2 protein-coding genes are annotated in these 18,741 nt (G+C 52.6%); one reads left to right on the top strand and one right to left on the bottom strand.

The genetic code is table 11. The annotated features are described in order from the left end of the window. Positions 1–93: 93 nt before the first annotated feature. Positions 94–15,852, top strand: a complete 15,759-nt coding sequence (locus QEH53_RS13780; RefSeq protein ID WP_309023791.1) for a putative Ig domain-containing protein — start codon at positions 94–96, stop codon at positions 15,850–15,852. A 26-nt stretch (positions 15,853–15,878) separates the two neighbouring features. Here the strand turns inward: QEH53_RS13780 and QEH53_RS13775 are convergent, their stop codons facing one another. After that, positions 15,879–18,476, bottom strand: a complete 2,598-nt coding sequence (locus QEH53_RS13775; RefSeq protein ID WP_309023790.1) for a PVC-type heme-binding CxxCH protein — start codon at positions 18,474–18,476, stop codon at positions 15,879–15,881. Positions 18,477–18,741: the final 265 nt, after the last annotated feature.

The following is an 18,741-nucleotide window of genomic DNA, read 5'->3' as shown; positions in this document are numbered from 1 at the left end:
TCCCGCCGAAAAGAGTAAGTTTTCAAAGGGGAGATCCGATGAGGAATAGGCGCCTCGCGCGCAGATTCAGTAACCTCGATCGACCACTACCACATGAGCTTCCGCTTCAATTATTCTGGAGATAATTCTGCCGCTAACAATTTCGAACTCTCCCACGGTCAGTCCCTCGACTTCAGCCAAGGTGATTCATTGAAACTCACCAACCCAGACGACATCGCAGAGATGGTCCCCCAAGGGCACGATGTGCTAGTCCTGACGAAAGACGGATCCTCCTACTTGCTGAAGAACTTTCTTCTCGCCGAGAAAACGGAACTCGAGCTTCCGAACGGCACATCGATCAATGCAGGCAATTTCCTTGAATGGCAACGAGCGTCATCCGAGGAGCAAATCACAGACGGACCGCGAGCGATCAAATTCGAGCTCGAGGAAGCGAGCGGCAATGTCGCCCTTCAAAGCGTCACCCTACTCTCGATCATCAGTGCCCTCTCGCAAAACACCTCTGCATTCGACGGTTTCGAGATAAATGCTGATGGCAGCGAAAACCAAAGCCTTCGCAACTACTTCCAAAGCCTTTCCCTCGCTGCTCTCGGAGCGCAAGACAGCGAGCATGAGCAAGCCAGACTCGCAGAGCTTTCTGCCGTCGAAGAACAAAACAAGTTGTACGCAAGCTCTTCGAGCCAAGCCCTGGCAGACGAGTCGGACGCTCAAAAACACGTCACCGTGGGTTCTGAAGGAAAAGAACTCCGCCTCACTACCATCGACATTAGCGACGAAGTTCTAGTGTCCGAATTCGTGGAGATCGCACGCCATCGCGTAAATGCAGTCGTCTTGGACGGTAACGGCGATGTCGTGGATTCCGAAACCGTCGTCGACGAAGAAACCGGCAAAGTCGAAGTCATTGTCGAAATCGATGAGAGCAACGCTGGTGAGCAAGTCGAAATCGAAATCGTCGTAACCGATCCCTCGGACGACGACAAACTCATCGACCGCAGTGAGCTCACCGCGGTCTTGCCTGACCCTTTCAACGACGAAAACGTAACCCTTTCTCTGAGCAACAGCAACGTCCTCGAAAACGAAGCTGGGTACAATATCGGCTTATTGGACGCCATCGGTGCTGAAAACGAGATCGAAGGCCCCTTCAGCTTCAGCATTGTTTCAGACGAATCCGGCCTCTTCGAAATCGAGGGCTCCACCCTCAAGCTCAAGAACGGAACCGCCATCGACTTTGAGAACGCAGCTGAGACCTATTCCCTAACCGTGCGAATCGAAAACGAGGAAGGCACCCGACTCGAACGCACGATCACGCTCCGTCCCAGCGACGCAAACGACGCCCCAGAAATTTCTAACATACAGCTTTCAGGTGGCGAAGACAACGCTGTCCCCTTCGAGCGAGAGACGTTCGAACAAGCTTTCTCCGACGTGGATGGCGATGACACGCTCGAGTCCGTCCGCATCGATTCCCTACCCGGAAACGGGACCCTCACTATTTCGGGAGAACCGGTCGCTCTCGGCCAAATTGTTCCTATAGCAGAAGTCTCTAACCTCGCCTTCCAGCCCAACGAAGACTGGAACGGCCATACAGATTTCCAATGGTCCGGCTTCGACGGTACAGACTGGCCATCCAAAGCCGCCACTGCTTCTATAGATATAGAGAGCATCAACGATGAACCTGTCGCCACCTTCTCCATCGCAGCTCAAACCGCCAACGAAGACGCTGCATTCTCTTTTAAGCTCCCTGAGGGTCTCTTCGCGGATTCCGACTCTGGTGATTCGTTTGTCCTAAGCGCCGATATTCCGAAATGGCTGAGCTTCGATCCTGAAGCAGGCCTCATATCCGGAATCCCTTCATACCAGAACATTGGCGAACATCGTATCCAAATTACCGCGACAGATTCAAGTGGTGCCAAAACGTCCACTAACTTCACGCTCGAGATCGAAAACGTAAACGACCGCCCAACGTTTACACAGATCCAAGACGTATCCATCGGAGAATACGATTCCATCGACATCGACGCAGGGTCTCATTTTTCAGACGAAGACGGCGAATTCGGCGACAGTTTAACCTTCAGTGCCAGCTTGTCCGACGGCAGCGAACTCCCTGATTGGGTTTCCATCGACGAAGCCACTGGAAAACTCAACGGCACGCCACCTCAAGGCGAGGACTCGGACATCGAAATCCGCGTCACCGCCACCGATGAAGCAGGCGAAAGTGTTTCCAATACGTTCGCTCTGCACGTCGGAAACCAAAACGACGCCCCCGAACTCGAATCGCCCATCACCGATCAGAATACCGACGAAGACAGCGAGTTTTCCTTCAACGTCGCTTCGAACTTCAAGGATAGCGACCTCGCCGACGAGCTCACTTACACAGCTACGCTTCCCGACGGATCCGATTTGCCAGATTGGCTCGAGTTCGATGCGGCAACCGGCCAATTTTCCGGAGTTCCCACCAACGACGACGTCGGCATGCTCACCATCCAGGTGACAGCGAGCGATGGCGAGAAAAGCGCAGACGACTTTTTTGCGATCATGGTGGACAACACCAACGACAAGCCCGGCGCTACCGCTCTCGTCGACCAAACGGTGGAGGAAGACAGCGGCTTTTCGCTCGACGTGTCCCATACCTTTTCCGACATCGACGTAGGCGACACCCTCACCTACTCCGCAACCCAAATGAACGGCAGCGAACTGCCGGACTGGTTGGCCTTCGACGAATCAACCGGGATATTCTCTGGAACTCCTGAAAACGAAGATGTCGGCTCGCTTTCCATTTTAATTGTAGCCTCCGACGGATCAGAAAACGCCAACGCTATTTTCTCGATCGAAGTCGAGAATACCAACGACGGTCCGGTAGCCACGTTTATACCCGAACAAACTGCAAAAGAGGACGCTCCATTCTTGTTCGACGTGTCGGACGCTTTCAGTGATGTCGATTCAGGTGACGAGCTCACCTACTCAGCAACCCTAGCTGACGGAAGTGAACTTCCGGAGTGGCTCAGCATTCATCCGCTAACAGGCGAGCTATCCGGCAAGCCCGAGAATGCCCATGTCGGCGAGGTGCACGTCAAGATCCACGCGAAGGACGGAGTCGAAAGCGTCTCTGCGAACCTCCGCATAACAATCGAAAATACGAATGACGGACCGGTCGTGTCCGCCGGTATTGAAGACATCACTACATCAGAAGATGCTGGGTTCGAGCTCGATGTATCCTCCAACTTCGGCGACCCAGACTTTTTCGACACACTCGAGTTCTCGGCCTTTCAGGAAGACAATTCACCACTTCCCGAGTGGCTGAGCTTCGATCCATTTACCGCAACGTTTAGCGGTACCCCTACCAATAGCGATGTCGGCCCTCTATCCATACGCGTAATTGCCTCGGATGGCGAATCTTCCATTTCCGACCTATTCACTGTCGAAGTTAAGAATACCAACGACGGACCCCTAGTCATCTCCGATTTCCTGCCTGTCGATGCCGAAGAAGACAGCTCGTTCAGCTTGGACGCCGCTGCCCACTTCGAGGATATCGACTCCGCTGATTCACTCACGTACGCAGCAACCCTTTCCGACGGATCCGCACTGCCCAGCTGGATTTCGATCGACTCGATCACAGGCGAGCTCTCTGGCGTCCCCGGAAACGAAGATGTCGGCTCAATCTCCGTAACCGTCACCGCAACCGACGAAAGCGGGGCAACGGCCAGTGGAAGTTTCTCAATCGCCGTAGAAAATACGAACGACGGACCCATTGCCTCCGCCATTTCCGAGCAATCCATTTACGAGGACGCAGCCTTCTCGCTCGACGTGTCCGGAAACTTCGCAGACGTCGACGCAAGCGACACGCTATCCTACTCGGCCACCCTAGAGAACGGAGACCCGCTACCCAACTGGCTCTCCATCGATTCTATTACCGGAGAACTATCGGGCACACCCGCAAACGGAGACGTAGGGCAACTCTCGATCAGAGTTACCGCCTCCGATGGCGAAGCGACTGCCAATTCCGTTTTCTTGATCGAGGTCGAGAACACAAACGACGGACCCGTTGCGTCCATTATTACAGATCAAATCTCGAGCGAAGATTCCGCTTTCACCCTCGATGTATCCGGAAGCTTCTCAGAAATCGATTCCGGCGACGAGCTTGTTTTCGAAGCTACCCTCGAGAACGGCGACCCACTGCCAAGCTGGCTATCATTCAACGAGGAGACCGGGCAATTCTCCGGCACTCCGACGAACGAAGACGTCGGAAACATTTCCGTCACCGTCACTGCATCAGACGGAGAAGCCCTTGCTTCTTCAACTTTCGGTATTCAAGTCGACAACACAAACGACGGTCCAACCGCTACTGCGATAGCAGACCAAACAACAGACGAGGACGCAGCATTCTCGCTAGACGTCTCCGGTAACTTCGCTGACATAGACGCTGGCGACATCCTATCGTACTCCGCAACGCTACAAGACGGATCAGCACTGCCAAGCTGGTTATCCTTCGATGAAGAAACAGGCAAATTCTCAGGCACGCCCACAAACGGCGATGTAGGCGAGATATCACTCTCCGTAACTGCCACTGATGGAGAGGGAGTCGCCGAATCCTCATTCAGCATCCAAGTTACGAATACTAATGATGGGCCAATAGCCACTACCATCGAGGATCAAGCCAGCCAAGAAGACTCTGAATTCAACTTCAACGTTTCCGAGAACTTCTCTGACGTTGACGTCGGGGACGAACTTTCTTTCGAAGCGACCCTTTCCGGTGGCTCGCCACTTCCCGCATGGCTAACATTCGATAAAACGACAGGTCAGTTTTCCGGAACCCCCGACACCAACAATGTCGGAACCTTGAACATCAAGGTCACTGCAAGCGACGGCGAACAAACCGCAGAACAGACATTTTCAATAAGCGTAGCGAAAACCAACGATTTGATTACCGCCGTTGTCGACACCGACTCAGATACGAACACGATCGCCGAAAACGCAGCCGAGGGAACAACCGTAGGAGTTGTAGCATCCGCAACGGACGCCGACGTAGGCGACTCAATTACCTACGCGGTTAACGACTCCCGGTTCACCGTCAACTCAGACGGCACTGTCAAGGTCGCCTCAGGTGCTTCCTTCGATGCCGAGACCGAGAGCAGCATCGACATCGTCGTCACCGCAACGTCAACAGACGGTTCCACTTCAAACGAAACCTTCTCCATCGCGGTCCGCGACATCGACGAGGCGGACGTATCCGCGACAACGGACACCGACACGGACGCGAACACCATCGCCGAAAACGCCACCGAAGGAACAACCGTAGGGATCACCGCGAACGCAACCGACGCGGACGCTACAAACAGCGAGGTCAGCTACTCAGTGGACGACGCTCGCTTCACGGTCGACTCAAACGGCGTAGTCAAGGTCGCAGCAGGAGCTTCCTTCGATACCGAAACCGAACCGTCCATCGACATCGTCGTCACTTCCACTTCACAGGACGGATCGACTTCCAACGAAACCTTCACAATCGCGGTCAGCGACATCGACGAGGCGGACGTATCCGCAACCACTGACACGGATACCGACACGAACACCATCGCCGAGAACGCGACCGAGGGAACGACCGTCGGCATCACCGCAAGCGCGACCGACTCCGATGCTACTAACAGCGATGTCAGCTACTCGGTGGACGACGCGCGATTCACCGTAGACGAAAACGGCGTAGTCAAGGTCGCCGTAGGTGCTTCCTTCGACACGGAAACAGAACCGTCCATCGACATCGTCGTTACTTCCACCTCCTCAGATGGTTCGACATCCAACGAGATCTTCACCGTTAACGTCTCAGACGTGGACGAATTCGATGTATCCGCTGTCACAGACGCGCAAGCCGACGCTAACACCATTGCCGAAAACGCATCAGAAGGAACAACAGTTGGAGTTACCGCAGCAGCATCCGATGCCGACGCGACTGACACCGTAACCTACTCGGTAGACGACGCCAGATTCACCGTGGAGACTAACGGCACGGTAAAAGTAGCTGCCGGAGCGTCCTTCGACGCCGAAACAGAGAGTTCCATCGACATTGTCGTCACCGCCACATCTTCCGACGGGTCTACTTCAAATGAAACGTTCACAATCGCTGTAAGCGATGTAGACGAGTTCGACGTATCCGCAATTTCCGATTCCGACGAAAATGCAAACGCCATCTCTGAAAACGTATCAAATGGCGAAGCGGTTGGTATTACCGCTTCCGCTTCAGATGCGGACGCCAAGAATGACACTATTACGTATTCGATTTCCAATGACCCTAGCGGGACGTTCGCCATCGATCCCATAACAGGTGTGGTCACCGTCGATGACTCCAGCGGAATAAACTACGAGTCAGAGCAAAGCCACACTATCGAAATTACTGCTACTTCTGCGGACGGATCCACTGCGGTTGAGAGCTTTTCCGTGGCGGTGACAAACATCAATGAGGCACCGACCGTTACTCCGATCGCGGACCAGACCACTGACGAGGATGCAGCATTCTCGCTCAGCACAGCCTCGTCCTTTGACGACGTGGATTTCGGCGACTCGCTGTCCTACTCCGCTACGCTCGCTAACGGAACAGCCCTTCCAGATTGGCTCTCGATAAACTCGACGACTGGAGTACTCTCCGGCACTCCGGAAAATGGCGACGTTGGATCAGCCTCGATTACAGTCACTGCGACCGATTCCGCGGGGGCCAATGCCTCTAGCACATTCAGTATCCAAGTAGAAAATACGAACGACGGCCCCGTCGCATCTTCAATTTCGGATCAAACGGCTATTGAAGACTCCGCATTTAGCCTAGATACCAGTAACAATTTCAACGACGCTGATATTGGCGATACCATTACCTACACGGCGACGACGGAAAATGCGCAACCACTTCCCAGTTGGCTCACTATCGATTCCGCAACAGGCGTGCTCTCTGGTACTCCCGCAAATGACGATGTCGGCCAAATCTCAATCAAGGTTACCGCGACGGATGCAGTAGGAGCTAGCGCCTCGGATACATTTAGCGTCACGGTAGAAAACACCAACGATGGTCCACAGGTAAACGCGGCAGTAAAGTCGCTCTGGTCGGAGGACTTCGACGACCTAGCGGACGGAATACAGCAAGGCGACAGTTGGAGCACGGATGACACATCAGCCTCGATCCAAGGAAATCACGGTGTAACCAATGGGGAATACGCGTTTTCGCAAGCCACCGATTCCGCCAACGACACCAGTTCGAAGATCGTATTCACGAGTGATCCGATTAATCTATCGGAGCAAACAAATGTTACCTTTCGCTTCGATATTAAAACCGTTGGGGAGATGCAAAGCTCTGGAGATTGGCAAGATCACTTTTCACTGTTCGCCACGGTGCAAGGTCACAAGTTCGAGTTCTTCGAGCACAATGGCTCTATCGCAACCGATCCTGACGGTTATCAAACTATTTCGCTAACCAGCGCGACGTACGGGGTCGGCGAGGTAACGTTAAGCTTCGAAGCTAAAACTACCAGTGCTGCCGAGAGCTTCATCATAGACAACATAGCGCTTGATGGCACCGGTATCGGACTCACAAGAGAAACCGTCCTAGAAGACGAAGCCTTTTCCATAGACGCGTCAGTCAACTTTTCTGACGTGGATGCAAATGATTCGCTTAACTTCGCAGCGACCTTAGCAGACGGAAGCTCGTTGCCAGATTGGCTTACTATCGATACAGCTACAGGCGTCATTTCAGGAACGCCAGAAAACGAAAATGTCGGCACGATCTCTTTGAAGGTGACCGCGACAGACTCCGCTGGAGCGAGCGCAACCGACACATTTTCTCTTGTAGTCGAAAACACAAACGACGGACCGGTCGCCACCCTCGATACCGCATCCGCATCCGAAGACGGAATCACTATATCTGGTAACCTTCTCACGAACGATTCAGACCCGGACGCGAAGGACTCCATCACCGTCACGTCAAACAGTACGGCTTCGTATGGTACCATCTCCATCACGGAAAATGGTGCTTACACCTACAACATCGATAACTCACTTGCCAGCGTACAAGCTCTCGGAGTCGGCGAGACGCTCACTGACACCATAACCTACCAGATAACAGACACAGCTGGAGCTTCGAGCAGCTCGACACTGACCGTCACAATCGCAGGCACCAACGATGGAATATCCGCCGTCGCCGACACTAACAACGATGCAAACTCCATCGCAGAGAATGCATCAGAAGGTACCACAGCCGGCGTGGTCGCTACAGCTTCCGACGCTGACACTTCAGACACCATAACCTACACAGTCGACGACGCCAGGTTCTCCGTAGACCCTGACGGAACCGTAAAGGTCGCCTCTGGTGCGTCCTTCGACACGGAGACCGAAGCCAGCATAGACATCGTCGTAACCGCTACCTCCACCGACGGATCAACATCCAGCAAGACTTTCTCCATAAACGTTTCGGATGTGGACGAGTTTGATGTATCCAGTACCACTGACACCGATACGGACGCCAACTCCATCGCGGAAAATGCCACCGAGGGAGCGACCGTAGGCATAACCGCGTCTGCAAGCGATGCGGACGCAGGTGATTCAATCACTTACTCGGTGGACGACAACCGCTTTACGATAGACGCTAACGGCGTGGTCAAGGTCGCCGCAGGCGCGTCCTTCGACACGGAAACAGAACCGTCCATCGACATCGTCGTTACTTCCACTTCCCTGGACGGTTCTACCTCCAACGAAACCTTCACCATCGCGGTCAGCGATATCGACGAGGCAGACGTATCCGCGATATCTGACAACAACGCTGGAGCAGAGACCATCTCCGAAGCGACATCCAACGGCGACGCCGTAGGAATAACAGCCTTCGCATCGGATGACGACGCGACTGACAACGGCGTCAGCTACACCCTCTCGGACGACGCGAACGGAGCCTTCACGATCGATGGCAGCACCGGCGTCGTCACCGTGGCAGACGCAACCCAGCTCGACTACGAAACCACCACCTCCGAGACCATCGAAGTCACCGCTACCTCAGCCGACGGGTCCACATCCACCAAGAGCTACAGCATCGCCGTTAGCGACGACAACGAGTTCGACGTATCCGCCGTCACAGACACTGATGCGACCGCCAACGCAGTCAACGAGGACGCATCCCAAGCCGACTCCATCGGAATCGTCGCTTCTGCCTCAGACGCAGACGGATCAAACAACGCCGTCACCTACTCCGTTGACGATTCAAGGTTCACCGTTGATTCCGACGGAACAGTTCGAGTCGCAGGCGGAGCGTCTTTCGACGCGGAAACAGAGGGCAGCATCGATATAGTCGTAACCGCAACTTCCGCCGACGGGTCCATATCAAACGAAACGTTCACTGTCGCGGTCAACGACGTCGACGAAGCGGACGTATCCGCAGTAACCGACTCCGACGCGGGAACCAACACCCTTGCGGAAAACGCGACCGAAGGTTCTACGGTGGGGGTTACCGCATCCGCGTCAGACTCCGACGTCACAGACACAGTAGCCTACTCGGTAGACGACTCACGATTCACCGTCGACGCAAACGGCACCGTTAAGGTCGCCCAAGGAGCGTCCTTTGACGCCGAGACCGAGGCCAGCATCGAGATAGAAGTCACCGCCACTTCAAGCGACGGTTCCACATCTAATGAAACGTTCACCCTCGCCGTCTCCGACATCGACGAATCCGACGTATCAGCCGTTTCTGACACCGACGATGCGAGTAATACTATTTCTGAGTTTTCCTCTAATGGAAATACAGTGGGAATAACCGCTTCCGCATCTGACTCCGATGTTACGAATAGCGACGTAAGCTATTCCTTGAGCAGCGATCCAAGCGGAGCATTCGAAATAAATCCAACGACCGGTGTTGTTACGGTCGCCGACGCCTCGAAAATTAACTTCGAAACGGCACCTAGCCACACCATCGAAGTCATCGCAAGTTCTGCAGATGGCTCCACCTCGGTCCAGTCGTTCACAGTGACTGTGACTGACGAAAATGAGGTGCCCACCGTCACTCCGATATCTAACCAAACGACTGACGAGGACGCAGCCTTCTCACTCGACGTGTCCGGCAACTTCGTCGACGTCGATACAAACGATACCCTCACCTATACTGCAACTCTCGAAGGTGGAGCAGCGCTACCGAGCTGGCTCTCCATCAACGCTGCCACCGGCGAACTCTCCGGCACCCCCGAAAACGACGACGTAGGGTCAATCTCCGTTACTGTCATCGCAACAGACTCAGCTGGGGCGACAGCCTCCGATACTTTTGGCATCCAGGTCGTCAATACAAACGACGGTCCGACAGCAACCGCAATCGCGGACCAGATCACAGACGAGGATGCCGCATTCTCACTCGACGTCTCAGGAAACTTCTCGGACATAGACGCAGGAGACGCCCTAACCTACTCGGCAACGCTCGAAGACGGTTCAGCCCTACCAAGTTGGCTATCAATAGACTCGTTAACAGGTGAACTATCCGGCTCTCCGGAAAACGGCGACGTAGGTTCCCTATCCGTAACCGTCACCGCAACCGACTCCGCCGGAACAACTGCGTCAGACACCTTCGGTATCCAAGTCGACAATACGAATGACGCTCCAATCGACCTGAGTATCGAGTCCGCGAATCGCATGACATCGATCAACGAAGACGATACAAACAATCAGTACCTTGTCGATCGCGCACCCTCATACTTTTCAGGAGCATCAGAATTCACTGTCGAGATTCAATTTTCGACTGATGATCTAGCAGTATCCGGAGCTAATGACATAACCACGCTACTCTCCTATGCATCTCCAGGAGAATCGAATGACCTCCTAGTCGGTATAACCGCTGAGAGCGAGATTAGTGTCTTCTTAGGAGGAACTCAAACTACAATACAAACCCCTAATATAAATCTGACAAACGGGGCAGATCATCAACTATCCGTCTCTTGGGAGAGCGAAACCGGATCGCTTAACGTGTACGTTGACGGAGAATTAATTTCTACACAAACAGGATTCGAGACGGGCTATTCCCTAGGTTCAGACGGAGTGCTAGTGTTTGGTCAAGAACAGGACAGCTTAGAGTCCGGATTCGTCGCTGCACAAAATTTCGAAGGCAAGTTCGGAGAGATCAGAATCTTCAACGACGTAAGAACCCAACAGGAAATCAGAGACAATAGTCTCACGCAGCTTCAAACAACCGACGGCTCGGAACAAGCGATCTGGCAGGCTGGAAACATAGCCGATGGGACTTGGACGGATAGCAGTGGAAATGGTCATGATCTAGTCTCTGGCCAGGCAAATGGTTCAGGCTTTCACGGTTCTACTGTTCCGCATTCGGTCACTGCTATCGACGAGAATTCGGCAGGAGGCAGCGTAGTCTTATCAGCTACCGGCACAGATCAAGATATAGGAGATTCGTTGACGTATTCACTCTCTGATGACGCTGAAGGAAAATTCCAAATTAACTCGAATACCGGTGAAGTAACTGTCACCGAAAACGCCTCTCTCGACCACGAAACGAATTCGAGCCACTCTATCACTATCGTGATCACCGACGATTCAGGCGCAAGCTACTCTGAACACCATCTGATCTCGATAACCGACAAACAGGAAGGACCATACGTAGAAACATCCCTTTCCGACCAAACGACTGATGAAGATGCCAGCTTCAGCCTGGATGTATCTGAAAGCTTTGCGGACCCAGATGCAGGAGATACCCTAACCTACTCCGCAACCCTACAAGACGGTTCCGCCCTACCAAGTTGGCTATCAATCGATGCGGTAACCGGCCAACTTTCCGGCGCCCCAGAAAACGGAGACGTAGGGTCAATCTCCGTCACCGTCACAGCAACCGACTCCGAAGGGGCAACAGCTACCGACACCCTCGGTATCCAGGTAAACAACACAAACGACGGGCCAACGGTCAATTCTACCACCAAAACAATTTGGCAGGAAGATTTCTCAACCTACTCAAATGGCGACACAGAAGGAGCACGCTGGTCGACCGATGACTCTGCCGCGGAGAATCAAGAAAACCACGGAGTTTCAGAGGGAGAATACAGTTTTGGAAAATCATCGAGTACCGCGGGAGATCAGGGTTCAAAAGTTATCCTGCGGTCCGATCCGATTAATATATCCGAACATAGCGAACTTCAATTGACGTTTGACCTGAAGAGCGAAGGAGCGATGGAGAGTAGCGGTGATTGGCGTGACTATTTTGTCCTAAAGGTTACTTCCAACGGTCAAACCGCGACCTTGGTGGACCAGAACGGAAGTATTTCCGGAGACGGGAGTACAACCATTTCCTTGTCTAGTAACACTTTCGGAGCCGGTGAAATTGTCATTAGTTTCGAAGCGAGAACCACTGACGCGACAGAGTTCTTTTCGATCGACAACATCCAGCTCGATGGGGAAGGAGTCGGTCTCACCAGCGAGTACGTAAGTGAGGACAGTCAGTTCACTCTTGATGCTTCCGCCAACTTCGAGGATGTAGACGCAGGCGACACCCTAACATTTTCAGCGACCTTGGCGAATGGCGATCCACTTCCTGATTGGATGGAAATCGACACCGCCACAGGAGAAATCACAGGAACTCCGAGCAACGACCAAGTAGACGAAATTTCACTGCAGGTCACAGCCACCGATAGTACTGGTGCGACCGCGACGGATACTTTTGTCCTGATAGTCGAGAACACAAATGACGGACCAACTGCTACGATGATCTCAGACCAGACGATCGACGAGGATGCAGCCTTCTCTCTCGATGTCTCCGCAAACTTTGCAGATGAAGATGCAAGCGACACGCTTACGTTCTCAGCCACCCTCGAAGACGGATCAGCACTCCCAAGCTGGCTCTCCATTGACTCGGTCACGGGCGAACTCTCGGGCACTCCAGAAAACGGAGACGTCGGTTCTATCTCCGTCACGGTCACCGCTACCGACAGTGCAGGATCCACTGCTGCCGATACCTTCGATATCCAGGTAGACAACACTAACGACAATCCTACAGGCATTTCTCTTTCCGAAATGCCATCCGAAACGCTAAGCGCAAATGTTACGAACGACTCTATTTCCATCGGAGACGGAGGTGGAGAAGTAACTTCAGTGGTAGATCTGAGCGATTCAACCAATGGAAATCGAGAGATTGTACTTGAGCTCAATACTGTCGACAACTCGTTGAAGCTGGAGATCAACGGGCAAGCGATTTCAGAAAAAACGATTCAGCTTCAATCAAACGTATTTGATTCGTCTTCACAAAGCATGTTGAAGTTCGAAGATGGCTCTACTTTGTCCAATTCGTGGGTAGCGAACGAAAATGGTCTGGCTAGAATAAAAGTTGTGATCACAGACGGGCAGTTACAGGTCTTAGGTACTCGTTCTAAAACCTCGACCAGCTACGAGGAACTGAGTCTCGAGGGTGCAGTGTTCAATACCCCATCGCTAATTGACGGGGACAACGAATTGGTCCTAACCAACCTAGACGATGATGGTGCTGATGGACTAAGTGCTTCTGTATCCGCTACTTATTCGACTACGCCACCAGCTATCTCGACAGGTGGAAACGGAGACATTGTGGCTAATGTTCTAGAAAATGAACCGGGAATTTTAATTGCTCAGCTTTCAAGCACTGATCCAGACGCCGACGACACTGCAAATTATAGCATAGCGAATGATACATCAGGATTTTTCGAAATAGAAAATGGGATACTGAAGCTAAAAGATGCAGCTTTCCTCGATGCCGAGAGTCAATCTTCTCACGAAGTGACCCTACAAGTGACGGACTCAGCGGGTGTCACCTATCAGGAAACGATCACAATCAATGTGACTAACGTCTACGAAGGTCCTGAATCGATAGGTTTGTCAGACCAAACAATAGATGAAGACTCGACTTTCTCTTTGGACGCTTCGGAAAGTTTCTCGGACGCGGATGCAGAGGGAAGCCTCACCTACTCCGCAACTCTTGAAAGTGGCGCGCCTCTACCGGATTGGTTGTCAATCGACTCCCAAACCGGAGAGCTTTCAGGCACTCCAGAAAATGGAGACGTCGGTTCAATCTCTGTTTCGGTCACAGCATCCGACGAGGCAGGTTCGACTGCCAGCAGCACAATTGGTATTCAGGTAAATAATACAAATGACGGACCAGTTGCGACGCCTATCGCAGATCAGAGTGCCACCGAAGATAGCGAATTCACCTTTACCGTTCCGGAGAACACATTTATCGACGAGGACGCAGGCGACTCATTAACCTACATCGCGACCCTCGCTGACGGCTCACTACTCCCCGACTGGCTTTCCTTCGATGCCCAGTCCGGTACGTTCTCCGGAACGCCCGACAATGCCGACGTCGGTACCATCTCTCTCAAGGTGACAGCTACTGATGAATCGGGCGCATCCGTATCTGAGACTTTCGATGTCACGACTGCGAACACCAACGACGGCCCCATCCAAGCATTTCAAGAAAGCTCCGGCCTCGTCTCTATCGAGGCCGAAAACTATCACCAGAAAACCGATCGCGGAGAAGACACTTGGGATGACCACTCGGGTTCTTTCGACGGCGTCTACATGGCGAGCGGTGACGCCGACCTTCTCCAAGAGACTGGTGCCGAGGCTAGCTCCGAGATTTCGTACGTGGTCAACTTCGATACCCCGGGCACCTACTATGTTTGGGTAAAAGCTGACGCGACCGTCGACGGTGGCGATTGGGGATCCGACGATTCTTTACACATCGGTTTAAACAACGAGCAGGTTACCGGTGCAGGCGGTATCACAGGTTTCACCGAAGGATCCAACGGCTGGGGGAATTCCGAGACAGGCAGTTCAGCCCGCGTTGCTATCACCGTAACCGAACCCGGAGAACACACAATCAACATCTGGGCGAGAGAAGATGGGGTCGCGATTGACAAATTGGTACTCACCACCGACGCGAATTATTCTCCGAGTGCCTTCAACAGCGGCAACGGACCCGACGAAAGTGCCCGGGCCGGTGAGCTCGCAGACCAAACAGCCGACAGCGCTTCGTTTAGCTATACGGTCGAGTCTGACGTATTTAGCGACGTGGATGCTGGGGATAGTTTAAGCTACTCAGCGAGTCTGAGTGACGGATCTCCATTACCCACTTGGCTAACATTCGATCCGGGAACCATGACCTTCTCTGGTGATCCGAGCGGGGAAGCATCGTCGACAATCGAGGTCAAGCTGACCGCTTCCGACGGGACCACCACCGCTTCTGATACCTTCTCCATGGAAGTAGTATCCAAGGATCCCGACGAAAACATTACAGGCACATGGAGCGATGATAACATCACAACGGGATCTGGAAATGACACGATCGATGTACTCGGAGGAAACAACTACGTCGACGCAGGCGATGGCAATAATACCGTATACGGAGGCGATGGAAGCGACGTAATCATCACGGGATCGGGAGACGACACCATCGATACAGGCTGGGGAGAGGATCAGGTGAATTCTGGTGGCGGAGACGACACCGTAACTACCCAAATGATCAATCACGCCGACCAATACCACTTAGGCGATGGATACGATAGTTTGATACTTGAAGCGAGCAATCAACACCTGGACTTTACCGCTATTGACACCTCCAAACTGTCTAACATTGAGCAATTCAATATCGGAGGTTCAGGATCCAACTCCATACGCTTAAGCGCCGAAGATGTCTTGGATCTTACAGACGAGAACAATAGCCTATTTATCAACGGCGATTCTGACGATTCTGTCGAATACGATGAATCGTACCTAAGCCAAGGAACCGAGACCATAAACGGGGTAGACTACAACCACCTATATGATTCGATTTCTAATACTCACCTCTATATTGATACCGATATAACGGACACTCCTACTTTTTGAATACGATTCCAGTCTTGCCCAGCTCCCTAAATCGAGTCCAAATAGGAGACAATGTCGGCGACGTCCTGTTCGCTCAGTCCTAGTTGGTCAGCAGAGAGCATAAGGGAACGGTTATACCAGTTTATCCTATCAACTCTATCGGCAGGGATCATTTGCCGGACTCCGCCCATAGACTGAATCACCAGTGGGTCTCCTTGGGATTCGATAAGACCGTGAATGATCGTTCCGTTCTTTAGAATCACTTCCCTGCCGCCGAAACCATGAGCGATGTCATCGGATGGATTAACAATTGCACGTATGGTTGCTTCTTTGCTTTGCCTTGAGGCCCAACCGTTTAAATCCGGCCCATACTCAACACCGGCTTCTCCCACCTTGTGACACGCATAACATGCGCTTGCTTTTGCGGCGCCACGTTCAACGTCTCCCTCAAGTGCTATAACGTCATCCACCGGGAGATAATTCTTTTCACTGGGTTGCGGAATGACGCTTCCGCTAACCACAATAGTTTCAGGGTCGTATACACCCTCCGCCTTTAACCTCTCACTCACACCAAACCCCGCATAGCGAGAGTTTCTGTGGTTCAACAACCACCACTTCGCTGTCTCACCGACGATTCCCTCATCGTCAATTAGGTCAAACAAGGACTCGACGGTTTCCTGTGATGAGGTGAAGGCAATTGCAGTCAATGCGTTCAAGCGATCTGTCTCGGTGAGTTCTTCTGAAGACGCTCTCTCATAAAATCCCGGCACAGAGCCCTCTTGAGTCAACCTCCAGAGTAGGGAGGTTAACCTCGTACTCCAATTAATAGGATCCTCTTCCCCAAGAGTTGTGTTTACTAATTCGTAGACTTCCGCCTCTTTCCCCATAGAGCCGATTCCCCAAGCTTCCAGAGCCATCCGATCCGTTCCGTCAATAGACTTGGCTAAATCAAGCAAAATTCCTTTAGAAAGTTCGAACGGGACATCTCGCATCGAAACCGCAATCTCTCGTCTTACTTCTGCTGACTCGTCCGAAGCCAAGCTTTTGGCGACTTTAAGATGGTCATAACCATCGACCGCTCTCAGCGCCTGATACGCCGTTGCGCGCACCGTAGCATCTTCCGCTCCGGCCAAAGACTCTACAACGGAAACTCCTTGTGACCCGAGCTGCGCGAGCAACCAGATCGCCCGGTAGCGAATGTATGGGTTCTCACCGTCCAGCAGTTCTTCCACTGCCGAGACAGAGTCGTTTCCATTCGCCTTCAGTGCTTTGAACCCAAGCGCCCGGACGTTCACAGCTGGGCTCTTCAAAGCCTCGATTTGTCCGTCAGTCTTAGAAAGATCGAACTCTGGGACCTCCGGCATAAAGCCTTTAGGGGCAATGCGATAAATCGTCCCGCTCGCTGTCTTGTCCTGATCTGAATGGCCACCGACCCGTGGATCAAACCAGTCAGCGACATAAATGGCGCCATCCGGACCAACCACGACATCCGAAGGTCGAAAGAACGTTTTGATCTCTTCAGAGACACGCCCGCCCTTGCCGTCTGTGCCTGCGAGTTCCTCCTCCTTGTTCGAAGTTAAGAAATTGAAACGTTCCAACTTGAAACCTGCTCCATCCACCTCTGGCAAATAGCCAAACACCACATTACGAGCTGCCTCGCAGCTTAGCAGCATTCCGCGTAGGTCCTTTCCTAAGACGTCGCTTTCATAATAAGCGATGCCGGTTGGAGCTCCTGCCCCGTAAACGTCGCCCGCGGGTATCACGCCCGGATCGTCTTGTCTCCATTGTGACGTCGGAATATTTTGCCCTGGACGTCGATCCGCTTGCCAATAACGTAGCCCATCTCTTGAGAACCAGCCCGTGTTCCCGTACTCCAAGAGGTAGCTCGTACGGCAGGCTGGCGGATCGTCATTGTCATTCTGAAAAATGTTACCGGCTGAGTTTATTGTCTGTTCGTAGGAGTTTCGAAAGCCGTGACCAATCACCTCTAAGTTAGTGCCATCTTCTTTCATTCTCATAGCGAAACCACCCACATACACGTGGCCGTCATCGCTTTTCGCCCCCGCATACTCTCTGGGATAAATCCCGTAAAGAGGCTCGGACTCGCCACTGAGAAGTCCGTCATAGGCGCTGCCCACTCTAATGGTTTTGCCCCCACGATCGGTTACCAGAGCACCGCTGTTTCCGTGGTTAAAGTATAACAGTCCGTCTGGCCCAAAAGTGACGGAGTGAAGTGAATGGTCGTGATTAACGCCGTTGAATCCAGTAACTAGAACTTCACGTTTGTCTACCCGAGGGTCGAAAACGAGATTCCTGTCTACGTCCGTGTAAACGATGAGGTCGGGAGTGTTAGAAACATAGACTTTATTATCAATAACCGCGACGCCGAGCGGGGCTATCAACCCTGGTTCCTGTACGAAGGTCCAGCTCTTATCTGCTTTTCCATCTCCATCGGAATCCTCCAGCACAGCAATGCGATCCCCTTTAGGATCCCTGCCCTTGCTCCACCTATAGTTCACACCTTCCGCGACCCAAATCCTGCCGTCTCGATCGACATCGAAATTAGTTGGATTCCTTAAGTCCGGAGAACTAGCCCAAACCGTCACTTCCAAATCGCCCACCGTCGAGAGGATATTAGTCGGCACCTGAGTTGGTTGAGCATTTAGCGAATAGCTGGACGCGATAAAGAATGGTACAATACAAAAACGGGGTAATGAAAACATGCGTCAAAAACATGCAAAATCTTGCCGCCTTAGCAATCCGCCAAGATCTCTGAGGCAGTTTTTCTTAACTTAACGGTAAGTCACCTCTAGAAACCAAGAAGGCCCCCGTCTCCTTTTGGGAAACGGGGGCCGTAATCTGGCAATAACCTACTCTCGCAGGACATGACGTCCAACTACCATCGGCGGC

Source organism: Pelagicoccus sp. SDUM812002 (genome assembly GCF_031127835.1).
Classification (GTDB): domain Bacteria; phylum Verrucomicrobiota; class Verrucomicrobiia; order Opitutales; family Opitutaceae; genus Pelagicoccus.
Note: the sequence above shows the minus strand (reverse complement) of the source record. Positions and strands in the feature narration are given on the sequence as shown.

Bases quoted from the DNA above. Each gene is read 5' to 3' on its own strand.
- QEH53_RS13780 (WP_309023791.1), top strand. From the start codon at position 94: ATGAGCTTCCGCTTCAATTATTCTGGAGATAATTCTGCCGCTAACAAT.